We start from the raw sequence: 23,751 nt of genomic DNA on the forward strand, positions 1-23,751 counted from the left end.
ACGAGGTGATTTTTTGAAAAGAAAAGAAATTAAAGACACCGCTTTGAAATGTTTCACAACTCATGGGTATGAGGGAGCCTCTCTATCGCAAATTGCCGAGTTGGTTGGGATGAAAAAACAATCTCTTTATGCTCATTTCAAAGGGAAAGATGATCTTTTCCTGCAAGTATTGCAAGATGCCAAAGAGACAGAAATCTCATCGAAACTACAATATTTGAGTACGGTGGGTACCCAAAATCCTAAAGCAGATTTATTAGGATATCTGCAATTGGTCATTGATATGTTTCAAAAGAATGAGCAGTTAACATTTTGGCTGCGTATCTCTTTTTTTCCACCGCCCCATCTTGCTACAGCAATTGATGAAGAAGTAATCGACACGGAGAAAAAGATTCAACCTATACTTGAAAGCAAATTCCAAGCTTGGATTGATGCCAAAGTCATTAGGGAAGATGCAGCCTCGATCCCTACACTTGCTTTCTTAGGTGTAGTAGATTCGATCATGCTAGAGCTTGTGTATGGAAATAATGAAACACGCTTAAATGAAAAACTAAATGCCTCATGGACCGTATTTTGGAGAGGTATTTCACAGCTGTGATTCTACAAAGAGAGGTATTACTTCATGAAGAAACCATTGAAAGAACAAAAAACAGTCTTACTCATTCTACTAAGTAATATATTCATTGTTTTTCTAGGCGTTGGGCTAATCGTCCCTGTTATGCCATCCTTTATGAATATTATGCATTTGTCAGGCAAAACGATGGGGTATCTTGTAGCAGCATTTGCGTTCGCTCAACTACTCATGTCTCCTCTGGCAGGGCGATGGATTGACACTTACGGCAGAAAAAAAATGATCGTAATCGGCTTAGTACTCTTCAGTGCATCGGAATTGATCTTTGGTTTAGGCACGCATGTATCCGTTCTTTATTTCGCCAGAATTCTTGGAGGGATTAGTGGTGCATTTATTATGCCTGGTGTCACTGCCTATGTTGCAGATATAACCTCAGTAGAGGAAAGACCTAAGGCTATGGGTTATGTTTCTGCCGCCATTAGTATCGGTTTTATTATTGGCCCAGGGATCGGAGGTTTTATCACTGAGCTAGGTATACGTGCTCCATTCTACTTTGCAGCTGGTTTTGCCTTAATCACTTGTATTTCGTCGATATTTATTCTAAAAGAGCCATTATCCAAACAGCAGCTTTTGGAAATCAGTAAGCTTAAAAAAGATACCAACTTTATCACTGATCTGAAACGATCGTTTCACCCAGCATATATTATTGCCTTTATAATCGTCTTTGTTCTGGCTTTTGGTTTATCAGCATATGAAACAGTATTTAGTCTGTTTTCTGATCATAAATTTGGCTTCACTCCACGAGATATTGCAACCATCATTACAATAAGCTCAATCTTTGGAGTGGTTGTGCAAGTCTTTTTGTTTGGTAAAATGGTTGATAAACTCGGTGAAAAGAAGCTCATCCAACTCTGCTTAATTGCTGGCGTAGCCTTAGCGGTAGTATCCACGGTAATCTCTAACTATTTAACCGTTCTGCTAGTAACCTGCTTCATCTTTCTCGCATTTGACCTGCTCCGTCCGGCATTAACAACCTATTTATCAAAAACTGCTGAAAAAGAGCAAGGCTTTGTCGCTGGCATGAACTCAACCTATACCAGCCTCGGTAATATCATCGGACCTGCACTAGGCGGAGTATTATTTGATGTAAACATCAATTATCCGTATCTCTTTGCGGCTGTCATTATGTTTATTGGTCTTATAATTACGATGGTATGGAAAGAAAAACAATCCGCTAGCGGATTGGTAAATTAAGGTGAGGACACTCACAATTCCCTCTAATGATGGTTTATCACCTCAAATCTGATCTAGAAAGAAACAGACCGCCCATTAGGGAGGCCACTGAAAAAGTCCCAATACTAATTTCCCTGAAGACTATACATCCAAGGTGTCAGTTGTAACTACGGGGAATATTTGGACTTCCGGCCGCTATTGTCGTAAGAACTTCTTGAATTGTACCGCTGTTCGCGGATGAAATCCGGAGACAAAGGCGGTCGCTTTCGCTCCTACAGTTCCAAATTTCCCCTTCGCTACGCTCCTCTAATGATTTTAAATTCAAATTATACGGGCGTCTTTTAGAGGGCTATGAAAACTCCATTTCAGGACACCCTTCCTCGATCTTTTCGAGGAAGGGTGTCCTGTTTTGCTGTATAATTATTGTATTAATTCTAGGTGGTGACCCGGATGATTTCAAACCAACAATCCCTTAACCTCAGTCATTTATGGCGATTTACGATATCGTCGTACCTAAAGATAATATGCTACGAAGCAAAGGCGACATTTCGTTCAAAATCGAACAAAATGTCGCCTTTTTAATTTGAGGCACTCTTATAACTTTTAATAATACAGGTTTTTCAGTGGCCTCCCCATTAGGCGGTCTGTTTCTTTAAACAAGTTTGAATCAAACTCGTTTTAATCAAATTCCAATACATTGCTCTTAACGTAAGTTTCGATTTCATCAGCAGATTCCATTTGCAGCACATCTCGCACTAGCTCCACCATTTCAGAACAATTTAATTTGGAGATCAATTCCCTTGCAGGTAGCAAGGCTGCAGGACTCATACTAAATTCATCAAGCCCCATTCCAATCAATATGGGTATGGCGACTGGATGACCCGCCATTTCTCCGCACATCCCGACCCACTTATTCTGAGTATGAGCAGCTCGAATGACTTGATCAATCAACCGAAGAACCGCAGGATGTAATGGCTGGGTTAGATAAGCAACCTGCTCGTTCATCCGATCCGCAGCCATCGTATACTGTACAAGATCATTTGTACCAATACTAAAAAAATCCACTTCCTTCGAGAGCTGATCTGCAATTAACGCTGCCGCTGGCACTTCGATCATAATGCCTACTTCGATTGTATCATCATAGCTTACGCCCATTGCATCAAGCTCAACCTTAGCTTCTTTCAATAAATGATTTGCTGCACGAAGCTCTTGAAGTGTCGCGATCATGGGATACATGATTTTGACGTTACCATGTACGCTTGCCCGTAGAATTGCACGTAATTGCATTTTAAACATATCGGCATTCCCACTACCAAGGCACAAACGAATGGCACGATAGCCTAGGAACGGATTGGACTCTTTCGATTGCTGTAAATAAGGAATCTCCTTATCACCGCCGACATCAAGTGTACGAATGATAACAGGCCCATGCTCGCCTATTGCTGTTACCGCAGCTTTATAAGCATAATACTGCTCCTCTTCACTTGGCATCTCCTTCCTATCCATGAATAGAAACTCCGTCCGATACAATCCGACCCCTTCAGCCCCAACCTTCTTAACTGCCATAGCATCCTTAGGATTAGCAATATTGATGGCAAGCTGTACCGATATTCCATCTGCTGTAACCGTAGGTAATTCTCTATACATCTCATAACGCGCTAATCGAGCATCTTCGTCAAGCTTCAATTTTTGATAGGCAACAATTACCTCTGAGGATGGGTTCACCATTACAGTCCCTCGATAACCATCAATAATGATGAAATCACCCGTTTGAATACTGGAAGAAATGTCCTTCAAGCCCACAACTGCTGGAATACCTAATGATCGAGCAATAATTGCCGAATGTGAGGTTTTGCCTCCAACATCTACAGCGAACCCAGTAACCTGACTTACATCTAGCTTTGCAGTGAGCGAGGGTGCCAAGTCTATTCCGATCATAATAACTGGCTCAGGAAATTCGGTTTGAAGCTTCTCTTCTTCACCACTTAAATAAGAACCGATTCTTGCACTTACATCCCGCAAATCAGAGCAGCGCTCTTTTAAAACTTCATTATCCATTGCTTCAAACAGTGTAATTAATTCTTCGGTCACTTCATGTAGCATTGCCTCTGCATTGCTTGCTTCATCTTGAATCCGTTGCGTAACCTCTCCCACAAATTCAGGATCACGTAAAAGAGAGAGATGTGTTGCGAAAATGGCGGCTTGTTCTACTTTGTTGTCAGCAACAGCGTCGCTTTTTAATAACTCAATATCCTTAATCGACTGCTCTACCTTTGCTTCGAATCTTCCGACTTCAGCAAGAATTTCGTGTGCTTCCAGCCCTCTCCTGCTTGTATCATATAGAGCGCTAGGCAGCACGTACGCCGTTCCCAACGCATAGCCACTCGAAGCTGCAATTCCTACCCACTCGTTCATTGGCTATCCCCTTAATGTGACCCATAATCACTACTAATCAATACTAGATTGTATAATTTCTCCTACGGCAGCCAGAGCTTCAAGCTCATCCTCACCATCCGTAATGACTGTCACCGTATCTCCCATCTTCGCGCCAAGCTTCAATAGACTAACCATGCTTTTAGCATTAGCCGTCTTCGCATCCTTCTGAAGGGTAATACGACAGGTGAAGGTTATTGCCTTATCCATAATTGCGTTTGCAGGTCTCGCATGAATTCCCGCAGGATTAATAATCGTGAACTCTTTTTCCATGATATCTCCCACTCCTTACTAATTAACAACCTTGAATTTTGATAGAAATGACTGCCCGTTCTCAGGTATCTCGACGTTAAAATAATCTGCAACCGTAGCACCAATGTCAGACAATGTTTGCATACATCCGAGATTACACTCCTGCATAGGCTCATGATATACAAGTACAGGAACCTTTTCCCTTGTATGATGGCTATGCCCAATTGTTGGATCATTGCCATGATCAGCCGTTACGATGAGAATATCATCAGCTCCCAGTTGATCCATGAGCTTACCTATGTAAAGATCGGATACATTTAAGCGATCGGCATAACGCTCTGTATTTTGCGCGTGGCCCGCTAGATCTGTCTCCTGAATATTCAGGCAAATAAACCCGTGAGGTATTCGCTTTACTTCACTTAGCAATAGCTCAAACAATATCTCTGTTTCTACGCCCGGCAGATTGCTTCCTATGCGATTTTCAACGATATCTCCTACTTTACCAATTAAAGAGACCGCTATGTTATTCCTACCGAGAATAGTTGGCACTTGTACCGCAGCATTCACACCGTATCCCAGATGAGTAACACGATAACCGGTATTGTATAACCCTGATTTCGGAGTGTCGATCCCAACATAAACACCGTCCATTTTGGCGCTCTGGGCTTGTAGCAGCTGGTCAAAGCTAACCTGTTCACCACCCAAAGCAATCACCCGTGACACCTTAACAACACTTCGTACAACCTGACCAATGTTAACAATTTCATCGAATGAAATCACATCTAAACAGCCTGACACATTGAAGACTTGACCGAGATCTGTCTCGAGATTGTCCCCTACTATAACAGATTCATTTACTGCCAGTACTCTCGTGTCATCACCTACATAGTTAGCCGAATACCCCGCTTCAATCAATGCCTGAAAGACCTGATCAATCACTTCACGAAATGGCTGAAGAAGAGGCGGCTTTGGTCTTGTTCCCATAATTTCCTGATGACCTGCGAACGAGTCTGCACCAATATGCGTTAGATTAGCTGTTCCATATGTCGATTCTTTACTAAACCTGTTAACGCCAAGCTCTTCACCTAGCGCATTCATTAAGCCAAGCTTGCACATGTTCATTAGCGATAAATCAGATACGGTCTGCAAAATATGCTTACAGGTATTCGAGCCTACATCCTGTGGCCTAACTTCATGGACGTCATCCATTGCCCCGACCCCAAAGCTGTCCAGTACAACAACGACAAATCTGCCCATTAGTCAGCCCCCTTGATCGGCTTTCCTAAACTATCATACAGGCCGACTAGTCTTGGACGGTTCTTAGATAAACCCTCAACGATAGCAACTACACTTCGGGTAACAAAAATTTGTGTACGGAAAGCCATAATGACGGAATGTCCCACGGGATATAATCCATCCAGCTCAAAATGATAATCAATAGAATCAAGTGATGGTGAATGTACTTTACTAGTATGCAGGTTGCCTGATGAATCTGCGATAATTGCTTCTTTTAAAAGCGTCCGTTGATAGTAACCGCCACCATAACAATAACTCTTTTGATCCAGTGTATGGGAGATTTCACTTACGTACACGATCGCAGGTCGTTCAACCAAATCGGCAACCGCATGCATCGGTGTCGTACCCAGTAACCCATGCCCAGGCTCACCATGCGTTCCTCCAGAAGCTTTTATTAGCTTAATACTGTGTGAACAGGTGGCCGAAGGCATATTCATTTGCTCGATCTTCAAGCCATACCGTTCTTCCAAAAGCTGTTTGGCTGCGTGCATGGTCTGCACATTTATCGTCGGAGCGAAATCTTCGAGATTGGCGTCATATAGAAAACAGGGAAATGAAGTTAAGCCGCTTACCCGGATATGGCTCAATCCCAATAATTGCTCCATACAGATCGGCAAGTCTTCTAAACGAATACCGCCATATTGTCCTTGATATAAGACGTCTTGATGATCGATTACCCGCAGAAGTACATTTTGAGTGTATCCTAATTTTCGGCAGGCTTGGTTAATTTCTTTCGCTTTTTCCACCGTGTAGACGGTCATCCATGACGGCTTCATGCGTACAACCTGATCAATCATTCGGGATGGGGTTTGCACCAAATGCCCAACATGACCTAATTTAATGCCAAAATCATTCAGTGTCTCAGCTTCCCGGAAATCAACAGCAACGGCTCCCTCGAATCCGAGGTTCATTAACTCCTGCGAGACAATTGGATTTCTGCCAAGCTGCTTTGTCATAAAAAATAGCTTAATTTGCTGCTCATCCGCTTCTTTTAGCATAGCACTTGCATTGCTTGATACTGCATCCAAATCTATCACATATGTATCTGGCATAATTTGCCCAGATTGATGCAGTTCAATCGCATAATGAACCAATGCGGCATTTCTCTCTATAGTTTTTTCTAGGAACATAGTGAACTCCTTAATTCTCTGACTTCAACCCTCACGATCTACTAGAAATTCAAAAAATTGCGTGGATTAACCTTAAGCATTTTCTCAAGCACGGTATCCGTTACACCATGCTGTTTTAACTTCGGAATAAAACTCTCATACAAATGGTTATATCCATGTCCACCATGCTGGCGCAAATGCGATTTGCGCGTAATATCACACGAAAGCATCAAACGATCCTCGAAGCCATCCTCTAATAGCTGAACTAAATTCAACGCACGATCTTCATCCGTACGATAATTGTTTTTGCCGATCGTATCGAATTGAATAAAAGCACCACTCCGTAGGAGCTCTCTTTGTTCATTAATATCTAAGTTTAAATCTTGATGACCAAACGATACCTTGCTAAGATCAGCCCCGTACTTCTCAAACAAGGCTAATTGCTGCCTACCCATCGTACCGATCTCACAATGTGTGCTAATCGGTGCGCCTGTGGCCTGATGTGCGATAATCGCTGCATGGAATACAGCTTCTTCCGCTACAGTTATTTCGTTTAAGCTGCTGCCGATTTCAGCAATCAACCCAGCCTTAATTGACGTTTCATCCATCCCCACTTCAAGCTCACGAATGAAGATCTCAGAAAGACTCTCCGCGCTACTCTCAAATACGAAAGAAGGGTAAAAGCACTCTTTATAGAACCCGGTAGAAGCAATAATTGAGATTCCTGTTCGCTCCGAGATTTCAAGCATGCCTAGTGGATCACGGCCCATGCCGATATTAGATACTTCAACAATTAGATCACAGCCTGATGCTTGCAAGCCCTCAATCTCTTCTATTACATCGCTACTATGCAGCTTAGAGTCCGCATCATTACGAACATGCGTTAAATCAAACACAAGATGCTCATGAATCATCGTGCTGTTAATCCCCATAACATCTATAAGTCCATTAATAGTATGCAGCTTCAATTCTATTTCCCCCTCGAGCTATAGTAAATGGGTAAAGTAAAGTATATTTAGTGCTAATCCGACTACAATTGCGGCAACAGGCCCAAAAGCAAGTCGCATCACTGGGCGTCCCAGTCCTTCATTAGCAGCATATAGCAGAATATATAACATTAAGCCTAATCCTGCCGTGCTAGACTCCATTTGAAATACAGCCAAAGCACCACCAATCAAGAGTCCAATTTCAATCATCGTATTCATTGCTGAACGGAAATAATCAGACGTTTCACGTATCATCGGATACCGCTGGAGGCACGTCGATATCTTACTTATGGCTGCGATTTCCAGACAAACCACTACAGCCCCTAATAAACCAGCAACCACAGGATTAGGAGATAGGTATCCTATTGGCAAAACAAACATAAGTCCCATGACCCCGTAAACACCCGTTGCTAATGCTGTTGTTACAATTAGTGGCATAAAGCTCAGCAAACGTATGATATCTATAACTGCGGCGCTTTGAAGCCAACCTCCACGGGTTGTTGCTTCGCCAGCGCTCCAAGCATTTTGTAAATAAGGTATAGTTGCATCCGATCCTGTGAATAGGCCAAGATTAGTCGCAATTGCCACACAACCTCCAATAGCCATAAACAAAGGAAGACCTTTAACAATCCGTTTCAAATGAATACGCTGTTCTAACTCTTCTTCTTGCTCATCAACATCCAGATCTCGTCGCTGGGTCCAGGCTTTATGTAATACAAATCCCACTAGAAGAAGTACAGAAACAATCGTTGTCATGGCTACTTGAATGAAGATTCCGCTATCGGTATATAATGCTAGCGATTGGCGAGTGACCAGTACAATGACAGCACTGGATAATGCCCTTTTCCAACCGAATTGATTCATAATCGCAACCAAAGGAAAAACGGCAACGGCAACCAAGAATCCCACATTTAGCTGACTGAGCGGATCAATTATATCGATGGGCAGCATGGTCGCAAGCGACAGAACACCTGCAAGCCCAAACAATGCAATAGCTCCCCAAGCAGCACCTAACACTAGTGCGATCCACCAACGGGTTGCAAGGATACCCAAAATATCAGTTGGTAGAAATAACAGCCACGGGTTCAACATCTGAAATGAGAAGGCAAATGAAATTCCGACGGAAACAATGAAACCAAAGCTTAATCCACTAGCAATAGAGGCTAGCTCACGCCGGTTCATCCGGGCTTCGATGACTTCAGGCAGAATAGGACGGATACCGTCATGAAATACAGCCTTTCCTAAATGAGCAGCAAGCGCCGTTAGAGCCGTTAAGCACATCACAACAATAAACTGCATGATAGTCAAAGGTTGTATGAGATGTAAGCTGTTCCAGTCGATCTTCCCCATCCCCTTTGTAAAAATTAGTATGCTTGCTAGATTACTGATGTTTCTTAAGCAAGCTTTCAACGATAAAGGTAACAGCCGTTTCAATACTTTCTTCAGCGATTCCAAAGGCAATTGTACCGCTGTTGACAAGTGCTTCGATCTTGAGCGGATCAGGTTTGCCCCCACTCTTAGCAACCGTAGCGCACTTGCTATAACCAAGAAGTCCAATTGCGATGGATAGAGCAGCGCCTCCACCTGAATTACATGCTCCGATATAATAATCAGCTTGACCAGTCTTCACTCTTTTGGCAGCATCCATATCCGTGGTTATCAATGCTTCTACGCGTTCTCCACCTGCTTCGATAACACTTTTCTTAATCCGATCCTTCTGCAAGCCTGCTATAACAATGCGTATCATTAAACTTCCTCCTCATCCGTCAGTGAGAGTAGATAAGAGGCAATAAATGCTGCCTCAGCATCTAAATTAGAGTTATGAATATTAAAGGGAGCCAAGAGTTCTAATGAAAATTCATAGACCTCAGATTTAGCTAAGGCTTGCTGCACTAATGCTGTCGAACATGTCTGTACAGCTTCATTCGTCTTTATCCGCTGAATAGCTTTCATGAGGTGAGAGGTAAGTGAACCCGCATTCTCCTCTTCAAGCTTAAGCTCCAGAAACTCTTCTACCTTCTTTAATACATTTGGAGTCTGCTCAAAGGTATCACGATCCACTTGTTCAGATTCAAATAATAGCTCTATTCGATCATTAAGTGACATGCCATCTGTCTCCCCATCCGTTAGTTAATATTAGTAGCTAGGATCAATTTCAATGTTCACTACCTTGCGCTGGTAGTCGAGTACAATATCCGATTGGATCAATTCTTTTAAAATATTATTGATCCCTTTGTTATTCTTGGCAGTCAATATAACGGCCTCAGAGGTCTCGATGAATGCTGCATTATTCGATATGCTTTGGTAGGAAATCTGTAATTCCTTTTCCTTAATTTCATCCAGGTTCCATACACCAGCGTCTATTTTATTGGATTGAATACTTTGAACGATTTGGTTATATGGCATCTCTAGCAGCTTCACTTGCTTTCCTTCGCACAATGCCTTCGTAATATAAGATTGGTCAATCGATTTTGGATCGAGCCCAATGGTCATTCCATCCTCGATGATTTGCTTCGTGCTGTCTGCGAACAAGATGACATGCTCAGACAAATACGTTTTTGGCCCAAAATATAGTCCTATTTCTAGCTCCAATCCCTCAGCAATAGCCTGATTGGCAGCAAGCCGGGAAACGACGACAAAATCATATGCGCCTTTAAGCAGCATTTGAATCCGTACACTCGCTCCCCGAACATACGCCATGTTTAAATCCCCACTATGCTTTTCGGCTGATTTATATAGACCTGTTGCAAAGCCTTCGTATAATTTGGAATATGGAAGCGGCATAGCTCCCATCACAAAATCAATTCCCGTGAACATCCAAACAAGCTTATAATCGATCTCTTTTACAAAGGTACCTACATGCCCTCTACTCTCGAGCTTAACTGCACCTTCTGTTTTCAATACAGAAAGTGCATTCTGGATCGTTCCCCGAGCATAGCCAAGCTCCTTCTCATACTCCGATACCGTTTCAATCCGATCGCCCTTTTTCTTAGTCATAAACACCCTAGCTAGATGCATAATGACCACTCCGCTTTTTTGGTACAATTTATCTTTCATCATTTTAACCTCGCTCCAATTCGACCACTAGATATTCTCATTCTAAAATACAAAATTGTGTATTTTGATTTGTGGCTTCATTATACAAGAGCTCAAGGAATGATGTAAAGACTTCGTCCGTAAGGAGATCCGAAAGAGCCAATGCTTATGCTTTTTAATAAATGTTACTAAATTAACCCTTCACGCTTCCTGCTGTTACGCCTTCGATAATACTCTTTTGGAAGAAGGAGTACATCAGAATGACCGGGAAGATGCTTATTGCAATCGATGCTGTCAGTGCGCCGTAGTTCATGTTGAACTTATCTGCAAAGGCAACTACTGCAACAGGCATCGTACGTAGCTCCTGACTGGACAAGAATAAGCTCGCCATAATGTATTCATTCCAGTTGTTAATGAAATTGAGAATAAATACAGTTACTAATGTTGGCATTGTAAGTGGAATAATGACTCGCAGCAAGATACCATAGGTGGTCAGGCCATCCATTACACCCGCTTCCTCTAGCTCCAGAGGGATCGACTTCAAAAATGCACTCACAACAAACACGGTAAGCGGTATACCGAATGCAGCATAAGGGATAATTAGCGCAAAATAAGTATTATAGAGTCCAAGCTCCTGAATCATGGTATACAACGGTATAAGTAATGAAGCAGGTGGGATTAACAAGGATAACAATAGTAATCCATATACAATCCGGTTTAAGCTTTTGAACTTCATTCTAGTTAGCGCATAGGCAATGGCTGTTGACAGGAGGATCGTAGTAACTGTCGCAATTAACCCAATAAACATACTGTTCATAAAATTGCGTATGACTAGCGAGTTGGATAATACACTAGCATAATTAGTAAGGTTCCAGCTCGGCGGTAGTCCCCATGGATCATTAAACATTTCGGTATTATTTTTCATAGATGAGACAACTACAAACCATAAAGGATACAGTACCGAAAGAACATAAGCCATGAGTATTACATGAGGGAGAATGCGGCGTTTAGGCTTATTGTTCATTAGTATGCATCCTCCTTCGACCGATTGTTAAAGAACTGAAGTCCTAGTGTCACTAGCGCTGTAAATAGGGTAATTACGATTGCTATTGCGTTTGCGTAACCAAAATCATTCATACTGTAAGCTTGTTTGTACATATAGGTCGCCATCAATTCGGTACTACCGAACGGACCACCTTTGGTCATAATAAGTACAATATCGAGTGCTTTCATGGCTCCCGTAACAGATAGTAATAGCGTTACACCGATGACTGGTCGAATTAAAGGGATCGTTAGTAATCTTGCTTTGGTCCATCCCGTAGCACCGTCAATTTCCCCAGCTTCCAGAACTTCTTTGGAGATTGCAAATATGGCTGCTAGGATTAGAACGATATAAAACCCAGTCCATTGCCACCCATTCGTTACAAGCACCGCAAATATCGCGTATGCCTCATCTCCAAGCCATATTTTCACCCATGAATCCAGTCCTATTGTGCGAAGTACTTGGTTCAATAAGCCTGCTTCCGGCGCATAAATAAACTTCCAGATGATGGAGACCGAAGCTGTTGATAAAATACTTGGCAAGAACACAGTCAGCTTGTAAAAACCTAGAAACCGCTTGACCCCACTTACTATAATAGAAATGAAAATGATTAGTGGGACTTGAATGAACACTGAGAAGCCCACAAAGTAAGCGTTATTCTTAAAGGCAACCCAGAACTTCTCATCCGCTAACGCTTTTGCAAAATTCCCAAATCCAGTGTACACAGGATCATTGATACCATTCCAGTCCGTAAAGGAATAACGCAAGGAATTAAATAACGGTATCAGATAAAAAGTAATGTACAACAATAGCGCCGGCACTACGAATATAAAGTAAGCTGTATAATTCTTATAGATTTTGCTCATGTCATATCTCCTGTAGTAGGCTTTATACTAAAATCACTTACCTTCTGCATTCGCGCTTTCTTGCGCTTTTTGCATACGCTCTGCTGCTGCTTCAGGTTTGATTTTTCCACCTAACAATTCTTGAACAATCGTTTCTAATTCTACCTTTACACTCGTTTGTACAAATGCGTCAAAAGCTGGGTAAGCGCCTTTGGCTGAACCTTGTTGTTTACCAATCATCGTAATCAATTCACTAGCACCTTTTACCTCCGTAATCCCTTTCATTGCAGGAATTTGGTTGGTTTCCCCGAGGATGCGCGCTTGATTGTCTAACGTATAGAAGTTCTTAATAAATGCTTTTACCGCTTGCAATTCGTTGTCTTTCAGATCCGCAGAGAATCCATAACCATTCGACCAGCCACCATTGATATATCCATCACCTGCACCATCTACATCAGGGAAACGGAAGAATCCTGTGGAGTCTTTAACCACCGATGTGTCACCAATTATCGCATTTACAGCCCAGCTACCATCAAAGAGCATTGCCGCTTTACCAGTATAGAAAGTAGCTTGACCTTCAGCAAAAGCCAATCCAAGCACGTTCGGATCAATATATTTTTTATCAACTAAATCAGCAACTCGTTTGAACGTTTCAACTACTGCAGGATCCGTCCATTTCGTAGCTCCAGATGCAAAACCTTCTTGAAGACTAGGCCCACCAAGTGCAATCATCAGATTGTTCACAAGCATGTTCGCCACCCAACCATCACCGCCACCAGCACCCATTGCAAGCGGGGTAATTCCTTTGGCTTTCAGCTTTTCCATTGCAACAAGTAGATCATCCCAAGTCGTTGGTACTTCTACACCTGCATCTGCAAACAGCTTCTTATTATAAAAGAAACCTTCGATGTAGCCGGATTCAGGCAAGCCATAGATTTTCCCATCCACTGTGAATTCACGAAGATCGAAAAAGCTATCCTGAATTCCCACCTCAGCCATGATGTCATTAAGCGCTAATAAACGACCTGCTTTTGAGTAGTTCTGAGTATCAGCACCACCGAACAAACTGAAAATCGGGGGTTGAGTTCCGCTTGCCATCTCTGCCTTCAGCTTTACATTTCGGTTCACCGTATCTTCAACGCCATCAAGTGTGAACTTCAAGCCTGGAACTTCTTCTTCTGTCTTTTGTACAACTTCCTCAAGCAGCTTCAAGGTTGGTAGCGCAGTTTCACGAATGTGAATATGACGAAGTACCATCTTGAATGGGTCTGATGAAGCGGGCTTACTTACTTCAGTAGTTGAAGAAGCAATTGCCTTCTCCGTCGTTTCTGCATTTTTCTCCGAACAACCCGCTAGCGCCACCAGTGCTGTAATAGCCAATAACAATGATTGCTTTTTCATTTTTCACAACTCCCTATTAATCGATTATGTAGCTATGATTTAAATAATTTCCTTGTTTACGCTCCACAGATTCGTACTAGGTAGCGCTTACAATATTGCCCCCTTTTCTCTCGACCTCAAAATACATTAATTTGTATATTGGGCCATAAATTTTCCCCCACATGACTTGTTAAATCAACTAACTTACTGCAATCCACTGTGTTGCTGTACAGATTTTTGAATATATGTTTTTTTGTATTTTGACTCAAGGAAATAATACCATTCTTTTTTCTAATTGTAAATCACAGATTTCAATGAATTTAATAACAATTGATTTCAATTTACTTGAGAATACTAAATGTTATAATCAAAGCTAAAAAATAGGACAGCCACAATCAGCTGTCCTCTATCTATCTTCTTATTCTATAATTCTTCAACTTAGAATGGATTGATCACATGGTAAAAGACGTTAGGCGACGCCATGCGGTAATAATAGCTACACCAGCCTGCACCTTTGTCATTGAAGCGGTTCGTCGTGCTATACAGCAATCGTTCCTGTTCCAGCTCCTCGATCCGCTCGAGCTTTCCATCCGCATATTCTAACAGCCTCATGCTCGCTGTATCCAGCCGGTTTACGACGCCGCCGTAACGAATATCGAGCACCTCCCAGCCGAACGGTTTGAACATTGATAGCCATTGCTTCCGGTGTGCGGCGCGAAGCTTTTGCACACCCAGCGAGATTTCGGGCAAAACATCCTCAGCAATCCGCCTAAGCAATGCCTTGTCTCCACTGTCATAAGCCCGCTTCAGCTCAAGACCGATTTCGCTCTTCTGCTTCAGCACCGCACACAGCTTTTGCGGCACCTCGAACAAGTAATCTAGCTCTGCCTCGGCTTTTCTGCGGCTAGCAATTTCGCCTTCCGTCCATGCATAATGAGCCGCCATATCTAGCCCATCAATCTGTTTGTCGAACAGCCCCAGCAGTACATCCTGATACAACAGAAACTTAGACGGATTGCTCTGCTTCTGATTATTTGGCGCAGCTCCCGGTGTCTCGTCCAAATACTTCAGTCCCATGTAAGCATCCGCCTCGATGCCGGTGCAGAACCGAACGCGCTCGGCCAGCGCCTTGTCAGTCGGCGTCGACGAAGAATAAGCATGCTCCGCATAAAACTGCAAGCCGAGCAAAGCGATGTACGGATTGCTCTCCATTCCGTCGTCACCCCACATCGTCGCATAAACTTCGCGTATGCCTTCCTTCTTGCATACCGTCAGCGCTGCATCGGTCGCCGGCAAGGATAGCCCGTAATTGACGCCGAACGTATTGAATACCCACACCGCACCCGCAAAAATAAGATTATTGCCGAGCGGCCGGTGTTTGGCAATCAATGTTTCGTAGTCCTTCTCCTCGACGTGGTTATAGTCCCAGTAAACCATATCTACGTCCTTAGGAATGCGGCTCGACATCTCCTCTGTTATTTGCGTCTCATGGCCGTAATAATCTTCACCGTTCTCCGAAGCCAGCTTCAGGAACATATCGCTCCACATCATCGCTTTCAACCCTAAGCGTCTAGTTACTGCGAGCACCCACTCCAGATGACCTGTCATAATATCAAAACGGCTCATATGTCCATTGCGATCCAGAAATTTGCCGCGTCCAAGCTCTTCCGCTTCATCCATGCCGATGTGGATTTTCCGGCTGCGGAACGGTGCGCTAATGCTCACAATCATATTTTCGACCAGACGATCGGTCTTCTCCGCTCCAACTAGCAACGCGCCTTTTGTATCTTTATATTCCTTGACCGGCTCCCATTTCAGAAATTCCTCCAAATGAGCCAGTGTCTGAATGCTTGGGAACGCTTCAATGCCGAATTGATCGGCGTAATCGTCGATTTCCTTCAGCTCCGCCGCCGAGTAGCGGCCGCGCATATAGCCGAAATAAGGCTCGCCTTCTATCTCGTAAGTGTCTTCCAAATAGAGCATGACGCTATTCAAGCCCATCAGCGCCATTTTGCGCAGCATAAACTTGAAGCTTTCAACGGTTAGCACTCCATTGCGCGATAAATCAAACATCGGACCAATCGCATCGAATTGTTGTTGCTCTGTAATTTGAAATAGCTCTCCGCCACTAATCTTCTGAATCAACAGTCCAAAACCGCGGAAAAACTGATGTTTAGCACTATAACGAATATAAGCGCTTTTACCATCATAGCCAACTTCCAGTTCTCCTGAAGACGGTTCTATCAAAACGGGAATTCCGTCCTCCGACCATTCTGTCTTAAGTTCGGTAAGCAGCAACTGAAGCCCTGATTGAAGCTCGCTCAATTCTCCTATAAAATGTAACTTCACTATCAATCCCTCCACAAAAATGAAATAAATATAAAATCACATCAAAAACTCGATCAAGGGTGTCAACCTTTGACCGAGCCTGCAACCATGCCTTTCATAATTTGCTCTTGGAAGATCAAAAAGATGACAATGGTTGGTATTACTGCAATAAACATCGCGCCCATCGTTAAGCTGTAGTCCGTTCCGAATCCGTCGGAGAAGAGCGCCAAGCTAAGGGGCAGCGTCTTCAGCGCTTGAGAATTAATAAATACGAGCGCAAAGGAGAAGTCATTCCAAAACCTCAAAAATGCAAGAATTGTAATCGTTGCCACGATCGGCAGGGACAACGGGAAAATAATGCGTCCGAAGATTCCCCACCAGCCGTTGCCGTCGATCATCGCCGCTTCCTCTACTTCTCTCGGAATAGATACGATGTAGGCCATTCCGAGGAAGATTGCAATTGGTAATTCAAATGCCGTATAAGGCAGGATGAGCGACCAGTACGTATTCAGCATCCCGAGCTTGTTCATGAAAATAAACAACGGAACGAGCGTGCTATGAATTGGAATGAGCATGCCGAGCAAGAACAATCCTTTTACAAATCCGCTTAACTTGAATGGGAACCGGGCAAGCACATAAGCTGCAAGCATGCCGAGCACAATGGTCAGCAGCAGCGCTGAGATGGTAACTATTGTGGAATTGAGCAGCGCCCGGTCCATATTTCCGAGATCCCATGCCCGGATTATATTGTCGAACTGCCAATGCTGCGGCCAGGAATAAGGACGGTTGAAAAATTCCTGATTCGACTTGAATGCACTTATTACTAACCAGTATAGCGGATACAACGTAATTATGGCATAAAATAACAGGATAATTTTCGCAATTCCGGAAAACGGCTTACGCCACAGCGAGCCTCTCATCTTCTCCGACCGAGCGTCTATCATTGCTTGCATAGCGATTCACTCCTTCATCGGCCGGGCTAACCTTAGCCGACCGCCCATTAGCCGCGTCTCTTCGTGATGATATGATTTAGGCCAATGAGCACGGCGCTAATCAGAATAATCATTGTGGATACCGCAGAGCCGTAGCCGTAACGGTATACCGTAAAGGTGTTATTGTACATATATGTGGCAAGCAATTCTGTCGATTGTGCAGGTCCGCCGCCCGTCATGACGATAACATGGTCGAATGCCTTCAAACTTCCAGATATGCACAGTACGATGGTTACAACAACTGTTCCCCAAATCATCGGGAGCGTCACGAACAACAGCTTCCTCCAGCCAATCGCCCCGTCGATCTTCGCAGCATCGTCAATTTCTGAAGAGATATTTTGGAGTGCTGCGATGAAAATGATGAGATACGGCCCGATATTCGCCCAGTTAATCGGGATCGATACGGCAAACATATTGATTTTAGGGTCGTCTAGCCATGGTCGACTCCAAGATTCCAGTCCCAGCGTCTCCAATAATTGATTCAGCAAACCGATTTGCGGGTGATAAATATAGCCCCAGATGAGACCGACGACGACTGTAGACAGCACCATCGGGAGAAATACGGCGGAGCGCATCAACCGATTGAACATCGTGTTCTTGAGCAGGAGCAATGACAGCAGCAATGCGACCGATACTTGACCTATTATTGCCGAGACAACAAGGATCAGGTTGTTTTTCAGTGCTCTCCAGAATACAGGATCCTCTAATATCATTCGATAATTATCCAACCCGATAAGCTTAGCAGCACCGAGTCCCTTCCAATCAAAGAAACCGTAGTAAGCTGACCAAAAAATCGGAACGATCGCAAAGACGATAAAGATGAGTAGTGCAGGAAGCAGCGCCATGATGACGAAGCTTCTGCTGCGCAATGATGCAGGCATGGCGACAGCCTCCTTTACGTTTTTTTGTCTGATTACTTTTTAGTCGAACGCGCTTGCGCATCTTGCAGCTTTTTAGCAACATCCTCCGGCTTACCGCCCATCATAAGCTCTTGAAGTCCGTTGTTGATCGCCTCGCCTGCTTCAGCAGATAAATAGGCGTCATATACTGGCGTAATTTCGGAATTCACAGCCAATTCGTAAGCTTTGAAGTAAAGCGGACTTACTTTCGACTTATCCAGTTCTACTTTGTACATAACCATCGAGTTGCTTTCTGCGATCGCCTTTTGGCCATCCGGTCCGCTTACTGCGTAGATCAGATCAAGCGCTGCCTGCTTCTGTGCACCTTTTGTATTTTTGTTAAGTGCGAAGCCAGCGCCGGCACCTCCGGAAATCGTATTCGCTTTGCCTGCTCCACCTTCTATGCCAGGCATTGTTGTGACTTCGATAGGTGCCAACTGCTCAGGAGTTGCGGAAGCTGCAAGATTCGTAAGCGACCATGCGCCGTTAATCATCATAGCTGCCTTGCCTTGAATGAAGTATTGCTCTGCTTGCGTGTTGTCGATGCTGTTTGCGCCATCTTGAAACGCTTTATTGTCAACGAGCTCTTTGTACTTGCCCAAAGCATCAATGAACACAGGATCTGTAAAAGACGCTCCATCTTGAGCAGCAGCTTTCAAGAACCATTCCGTGCCCGTCACGCGGTCAGCCAACGAACCGATAATCGTTGATTGTGCAACCCATGGCGCTTTATTGCCGAGGGCAATCGGCGTAATGCCGTTGTCGTTGAACGTTTTAATTGCAGTCATCATCTCTTCCCAAGTGGTCGGCACTTTTACACTATGCTTCTCGAAAAGATCTTTGTTATAATACATGAACGAAGTTGCCGACATACCGAGCGGCGCTGTGAAAATTTGTCCTTTTTCAAACTCATAGCGGTCGAATGCCCCTGCCAAGAAACTGTTCTTCCATTCTGGGTATTTATCCATCAACTCTGTAATCGGTTGAAGCTTACCGGCATCATAGAACTCTTGGGATTGGCTGCCCGCATAAACGAAAAATACGTCTGGCATTTCATTTGCCGCAGCCACTGTGCTTAGGCGTTGACGATAACCGTCAACCGGAATCGCTTGCGCGTCAACCTCAACGTCTGGATGCTCCTCTTTATACTTGTCGATCAGATCTCTAACCGCTTTGGCACGAAGGTCGTCACCCGCGAAGTTATGCCATATTGATATTTTCGTTTTTTCTTCAGAGCTTTTGTTGTCTTCATTGCTCTGCTCCTTTTTTCCGCTATTGTTGCAAGCGGTTGCCAAAAGGGCAATCATCAAGATAATTGTCGTTACAAACGCAAGTCTCTTCTTCATTCAAATATTCCCCCTTTAGTGATAACCCTAGTATAGATAAGACAGACGAGAAGTCGTAGGGGGGAAAATTAAGCCCATACGGGGGATATTTTCACCTTCTTCGATTCATCTTGAACGATATTGCGAAGGAGTTTCGCCACTGTAACGCTTAAACAGCTGGTTAAAATGCTTCATATCCTCGTAACCTACCCGCTTAGCGATCTCGCTCACCTTCGCCGGCGTTTCCTTCAACAAACGGCTAGCCCATTCCATTCTCGCTTCCGTTACATACTCAATATAGTTTTTACCTGTTTCCTGTTTAAACAGCTTGCTAAAATAGTTCGGATTCATATGTACGCTTGCCGCTACCTGCGCCAAAGACAAGCTGTCTGCAAGATGCTCGCGTATATAGGCTACAGTTCGGTCAATGGCTTCATTCCTGCTGCCGTTTAATCGTTCATACTGCGCATGGATTGCAAGCAGCATCTGCTGCAAAGTTTCTTCTGGATTCGCAGTAAGCAGCTTCATGTCCAGCTGTTCAATCTGTGGAAGCTTCGGCATCGATTGACCAACGGATACTGCTGCACGCTCTAGCCAGCGGTACCCCCCAACAATCAAGGAATGCAAATACGCTTGAACGGAACAAGGCGTCGCTTCCGCATCCTGCCTAATACTCGCCAGTTCACCTTTAATCCACTGCTGTACGACTTCTCTGCTCCCGCTTCTAAGAACGGCGGTTAGCTTCTTCTCCACTTCTTCCGTACAAACGGTCCGCATTCCTTTCCGGTCTTTAATATCCTCGTAGGTCAGCATTCTTGCTTCCTCTGCCAACCAACGGTACGAGGCGGTTTGTTCGGCAGTGCGAAGTGACTCTCTCAGTTCTGCCACGTTGCTGGCCCATACACCGCATGCGGCAAAAAAAGGCTGACGATAAACACGCTCCGCCCGCTCCATCGACGCCTTAACCAATCGCTTCGCGCCCGGCTGCCCCCTGCGGAAAATAAGCAGCCATCCATATTCCCACTCCAGAATGACGCAGCCAAGTGAATCCCTAATCAACGCAGCCGCCTCATTCATTTCACTTTCCGTCTCTTCCTTCATTGTCAGTGGAGACGCGGATGTAACTAGCCATAGCTCTAGCTTCTCCATATTCGATCCGAGCCTCAGCTCAGGATAATAGATCAATAGTTCCTCACTTTCACGCTCCGTCAGGAGATTGTCCCCGCGAAGAAACCGGTCTAGTTGCTTCCAACGGAACGCCGTTTGATGGATGGCTTCTTGAAGCACAGCCTCCCGTCTGCTGACGATACGCTGCTTCACGCGCATAACCGAAGTCATAATATCACCAGGACGGCTATTTTTAAGCAAATAATCACTTATTCCTTCCCGCATCGCTTGCTGTGCATATGCGAAATCATCGAATCCAGACAATATAACAATTTCAATGTAAGGAAAATTCCGCTTAACCTCACGAGACAATTCCAATCCACTCATTCCCGTCATCCGAATATCGGTTAGAATGATGTCAGGACACTCTATCGGAATGCGCATCAGCGCTTCCTCCGCGGAAGCAGCCGGTGCGAGCAGCTCAATGCCATTCTCTTCCCATTTAATAACCGTGCTAAGGCCGGTCCTAATAATGACTTCGTCATCTACTATCAAAAGCTTCATGTGCAGATTCTCCTTCCTTCCCACAAGGTTGTAGTCTATTTGATTTCTGATTGGAGCGGTATAATCGTAAAACTAACTTTAGTGCCGCTTCCTTCTTCGCTTTCGATGCGCAAACCGGCTTCATGCCCATAATGAAGCTGTAGCCGATTATGCACGTTGCGCAATCCGTAGCTGCTACCTGCCGAGTCATTATTCTTCAGCGGATCAATGCCCAAGTTTGCGCTTACCTTCTCCCTCAACAGCTCCAATCTTTCCCTGCTCATGCCGACACCGTCATCCTGAACAATAAACGTTATACGCTCTCCCGCTGACACCGCTTTAACGATAATGCTTCCTTTACCCTCTCTTTTCAAAATGCCATGAATCATCGCATTTTCAATTAGCGGCTGGAGCAGCAGCTTCAGCATTCTCAGATCCAGTAACTCCGCCGGAATATTCGCCTCGTAATCAAATTTATCCGGATATCGAATAGACTGGATCTTCACATAATGATCTACATGCAAAATCTCTTGGCTGATTGCACAATATTCCTGTCCCTTATTTAAGCTGAAACGAAGAAAATCACTCAATGAGCCGACCATATCCGCGATTTTTTCGTCTCCCTTCATTAGCGCCATCCAGTGGACTGACGATAACGTATTGTATAGAAAATGCGGATTGATCTGCGCTTGAAGCGCCGACATATCCGCTTCCTTCTTCAACGCTTCGTTGTGCTTCACCTCATCGGTTAAATTAATAATTCGCGAGCTCATCCGATTATAGCTAATAATCAGTTGTCCAACCTCATCGATCGATGTGACGGGCAGCGTCGGCAGCGGTTCGTCTGGGCTGGAATTTCTAAGAAACTTCGTTAATGCAGACAACGGTTTCGTCACCTTTTGAATAAGGACAAGGACGAAAGCGATGACAAAGAGCATGGAAATGCTAACTGCAATTGCAGTTAACGTTAAAAAATACTGGTTCTGCGCTCTGTAAGCTTTTGCCGGAATGATGCCTACGAGCCTCCAGTTAACGTTCGGCATTTGATAGTGCAGTACTGTACTCCGCTCCTCCGCTTCCCGGTAATCGAACGAACCCGACTTGCTCTTGAAATCAACTATTCCGGGAAAATAATCGTTCAAGTTCTTGTTAGTCGAATACCCTTCCGGCCCAGCCAATATCCGGTTTTGTCCGTCCAACAGCAGGGCGACGCCTTCACCCTCTAGTCCAGCCTGCTTTAAATGGTTAGAGATAACCGATTGCGTCAAGCTAATTTTAAGCATGCCGATATTGTAATATTTTGATGTGCTGCGAATCGGCCGTGACATCGTAATGACATCCTCTTTGCCGTCCGACGTAACGAAGTGATGCACCGGAGACCACCATTTTGGATATTCCTCATAATAACCGGGATATTCGCTCTGAATATCGGTCCATTCTGATTCGAGGACGGATCTAAAGGAAACAGACGGCTTATTATCATCATTTGATTCGATCATGACATTGGCGATATATGGTTTGGAAATCGATAATGTTGTAAGTAAATTAACGATGGAGGTTTGCTTTAGCAAATCGCGTTCCGGTGTTTTCAAATAGCTTTGGACATCAGGGTGGCCGATGAGGAATAGTGATAGATTCTCGGCATCGCTCACCATATTTTCCAAATAGGCCCCAATTTGCCGAAGCGTGTTCATCCCTGAACTTTTCGCTTTCTCCTCCGTTAAGCTTTCAGCAATATAATAGGAGAACAGTCCCAGAGACAACACCGGTACCAATACCGAAATAATAATCAACAAGCTCAGCTTCTGCTTTAACGATTTACCCAACCAGTTTTCCATCGTAGCCTCCGTTCAGATTGCATTTATGCTCTGTTGCTAAACTGTAGCTTTCATGACTTCCAGAAAACATGTTTGCGCTTTCATAATAACCTAAGTCGCTCGTCCCGACTAGAGTCTATTGTTGACTTGATGAAGCATTGCCTGAATTTTGAGGTCGTCGATGCACCGGGACATCGTCCAGTTCACTGCAGTTTTTGGCATAAAGATAGGGGCATATTCTTCGATGGTGACATGATGATGCGGGCATTCCCTCCGTCCGGGAGAGAGAACTCTGTCTTACCTCAGCGCAAAAAAATAGACCGCCCTAGTCCAAAGGATGCGGTCTATTTCCTGACTGAACTTCTGAAAGCCGTCGCACTTAAAAGCGGCGCACAGCAAAAAAAACGGCATTTCTGCCGTTTCTTTAGGATGGACTCTCAGGGGCTCGAACCCTGGACAAATAGATTAAGAGTCTACTGCTCTACCAACTGAGCTAAGAGTCCATATGAAGTTTGGTGGAGCCAAGGGGGATCGAACCCCTGACCTCATCGCTGCCAGCG

20 protein-coding genes and 1 tRNA gene are annotated in these 23,751 nt (G+C 44.2%); 2 read left to right on the plus strand and 19 right to left on the minus strand.

Translation table 11 applies throughout. The features are described 5' to 3' along the window. Positions 1-13 precede the first annotated feature (13 nt). Together UQ64_RS16360 and UQ64_RS16365 are read left to right on the plus strand one after the other, a co-directional pair. Positions 14-595: a TetR/AcrR family transcriptional regulator gene (locus UQ64_RS16360; RefSeq protein ID WP_060624503.1), complete on the plus strand. Its 582-nt coding sequence runs from the start codon at positions 14-16 to the stop codon at positions 593-595. Between the two features lie 24 nt (positions 596-619). Next, entirely contained in the window at positions 620-1,822 is a 1,203-nt protein-coding gene (locus UQ64_RS16365; protein ID WP_060624504.1) for an MFS transporter, read from the plus strand. A gap of 657 nt (positions 1,823-2,479) precedes the next feature. Here UQ64_RS16365 and ptsP read toward each other — a convergent pair. From ptsP to UQ64_RS16460, 19 genes are all read right to left on the minus strand, one after another. Beyond that, a complete protein-coding gene (gene ptsP, locus UQ64_RS16370; RefSeq protein ID WP_060624505.1) occupies positions 2,480-4,216 on the minus strand; it encodes a phosphoenolpyruvate--protein phosphotransferase in 1,737 nt (578 codons plus the stop codon). A 33-nt stretch (positions 4,217-4,249) separates the two neighbouring features. Then, positions 4,250-4,507: an HPr family phosphocarrier protein gene (locus tag UQ64_RS16375; protein WP_060624506.1), complete on the minus strand. Its 258-nt coding sequence runs from the start codon at positions 4,505-4,507 to the stop codon at positions 4,250-4,252. An 18-nt stretch (positions 4,508-4,525) separates the two neighbouring features. Beyond that, positions 4,526-5,743: a phosphopentomutase gene (locus UQ64_RS16380; protein ID WP_060624507.1), complete on the minus strand. Its 1,218-nt coding sequence runs from the start codon at positions 5,741-5,743 to the stop codon at positions 4,526-4,528. Further along, positions 5,743-6,912 (minus strand): YhfX family PLP-dependent enzyme, encoded by a 1,170-nt coding sequence (locus tag UQ64_RS16385; RefSeq protein WP_060624508.1) that lies wholly within the window; start codon positions 6,910-6,912, stop codon positions 5,743-5,745. Before UQ64_RS16385 ends, UQ64_RS16380 begins: the two co-directional genes overlap by 1 nt. Positions 6,913-6,953: 41 nt before the next feature. After that, positions 6,954-7,859 carry a phosphotriesterase family protein gene (locus UQ64_RS16390; RefSeq protein ID WP_060624509.1) on the minus strand — a complete coding sequence of 302 codons (906 nt, stop codon included), beginning with the start codon at positions 7,857-7,859 and terminating at the stop codon, positions 6,954-6,956. A gap of 18 nt (positions 7,860-7,877) precedes the next feature. Then, positions 7,878-9,176, minus strand: coding sequence for a YhfT family protein (locus UQ64_RS16395; protein ID WP_245238057.1), 1,299 nt, complete (start codon positions 9,174-9,176; stop codon positions 7,878-7,880). An 82-nt stretch (positions 9,177-9,258) separates the two neighbouring features. Further along, positions 9,259-9,624, minus strand: coding sequence for a DUF2620 domain-containing protein (locus tag UQ64_RS16400; RefSeq protein ID WP_060624511.1), 366 nt, complete (start codon positions 9,622-9,624; stop codon positions 9,259-9,261). Beyond that, positions 9,624-9,983: a PRD domain-containing protein gene (locus UQ64_RS16405; protein ID WP_060624512.1), complete on the minus strand. Its 360-nt coding sequence runs from the start codon at positions 9,981-9,983 to the stop codon at positions 9,624-9,626. Before UQ64_RS16405 ends, UQ64_RS16400 begins: the two co-directional genes overlap by 1 nt. 30 nt (positions 9,984-10,013) lie before the next feature. After that, on the minus strand, positions 10,014-10,937 hold the full coding sequence (yhfZ, locus tag UQ64_RS16410; protein WP_060624513.1) for a GntR family transcriptional regulator YhfZ: 924 nt from the start codon (positions 10,935-10,937) through the stop codon (positions 10,014-10,016). Between the two features lie 169 nt (positions 10,938-11,106). After that, on the minus strand, positions 11,107-11,937 hold the full coding sequence (locus tag UQ64_RS16415; RefSeq protein WP_060624514.1) for a carbohydrate ABC transporter permease: 831 nt from the start codon (positions 11,935-11,937) through the stop codon (positions 11,107-11,109). Next, complete coding sequence (locus tag UQ64_RS16420) at positions 11,937-12,821, minus strand: carbohydrate ABC transporter permease (protein ID WP_060624515.1); 885 nt, start codon at positions 12,819-12,821, stop codon at positions 11,937-11,939. Before UQ64_RS16420 ends, UQ64_RS16415 begins: the two co-directional genes overlap by 1 nt. Before the next feature lie 33 nt (positions 12,822-12,854). Next, positions 12,855-14,201 carry an extracellular solute-binding protein gene (locus UQ64_RS16425; RefSeq protein WP_060624516.1) on the minus strand — a complete coding sequence of 449 codons (1,347 nt, stop codon included), beginning with the start codon at positions 14,199-14,201 and terminating at the stop codon, positions 12,855-12,857. A gap of 417 nt (positions 14,202-14,618) precedes the next feature. Then, complete coding sequence (locus UQ64_RS16430) at positions 14,619-16,529, minus strand: beta-N-acetylhexosaminidase (RefSeq protein ID WP_060624517.1); 1,911 nt, start codon at positions 16,527-16,529, stop codon at positions 14,619-14,621. Between the two features lie 62 nt (positions 16,530-16,591). Further along, positions 16,592-17,461 (minus strand): carbohydrate ABC transporter permease, encoded by an 870-nt coding sequence (locus tag UQ64_RS16435; RefSeq protein ID WP_082651169.1) that lies wholly within the window; start codon positions 17,459-17,461, stop codon positions 16,592-16,594. 47 nt (positions 17,462-17,508) lie between these two features. Then, positions 17,509-18,381: a carbohydrate ABC transporter permease gene (locus tag UQ64_RS16440; protein WP_060624518.1), complete on the minus strand. Its 873-nt coding sequence runs from the start codon at positions 18,379-18,381 to the stop codon at positions 17,509-17,511. A 32-nt stretch (positions 18,382-18,413) separates the two neighbouring features. Further along, complete coding sequence (locus UQ64_RS16445; protein WP_060624519.1) at positions 18,414-19,745, minus strand: extracellular solute-binding protein; 1,332 nt, start codon at positions 19,743-19,745, stop codon at positions 18,414-18,416. 105 nt (positions 19,746-19,850) lie between these two features. Continuing rightward, complete coding sequence (locus UQ64_RS16450; RefSeq protein WP_060624520.1) at positions 19,851-21,395, minus strand: response regulator transcription factor; 1,545 nt, start codon at positions 21,393-21,395, stop codon at positions 19,851-19,853. A gap of 35 nt (positions 21,396-21,430) precedes the next feature. Next, on the minus strand, positions 21,431-23,212 hold the full coding sequence (locus UQ64_RS16455; RefSeq protein ID WP_060624521.1) for a sensor histidine kinase: 1,782 nt from the start codon (positions 23,210-23,212) through the stop codon (positions 21,431-21,433). Between the two features lie 409 nt (positions 23,213-23,621). Then, positions 23,622-23,694 (minus strand) — tRNA-Lys (locus UQ64_RS16460). Between the last annotated feature and the right edge of the window lie 57 nt (positions 23,695-23,751).

The sequence above is a fragment of the Paenibacillus etheri genome, assembly GCF_001012825.1.
Lineage (GTDB): Bacteria > Bacillota > Bacilli > Paenibacillales > Paenibacillaceae > Paenibacillus_AQ > Paenibacillus_AQ etheri.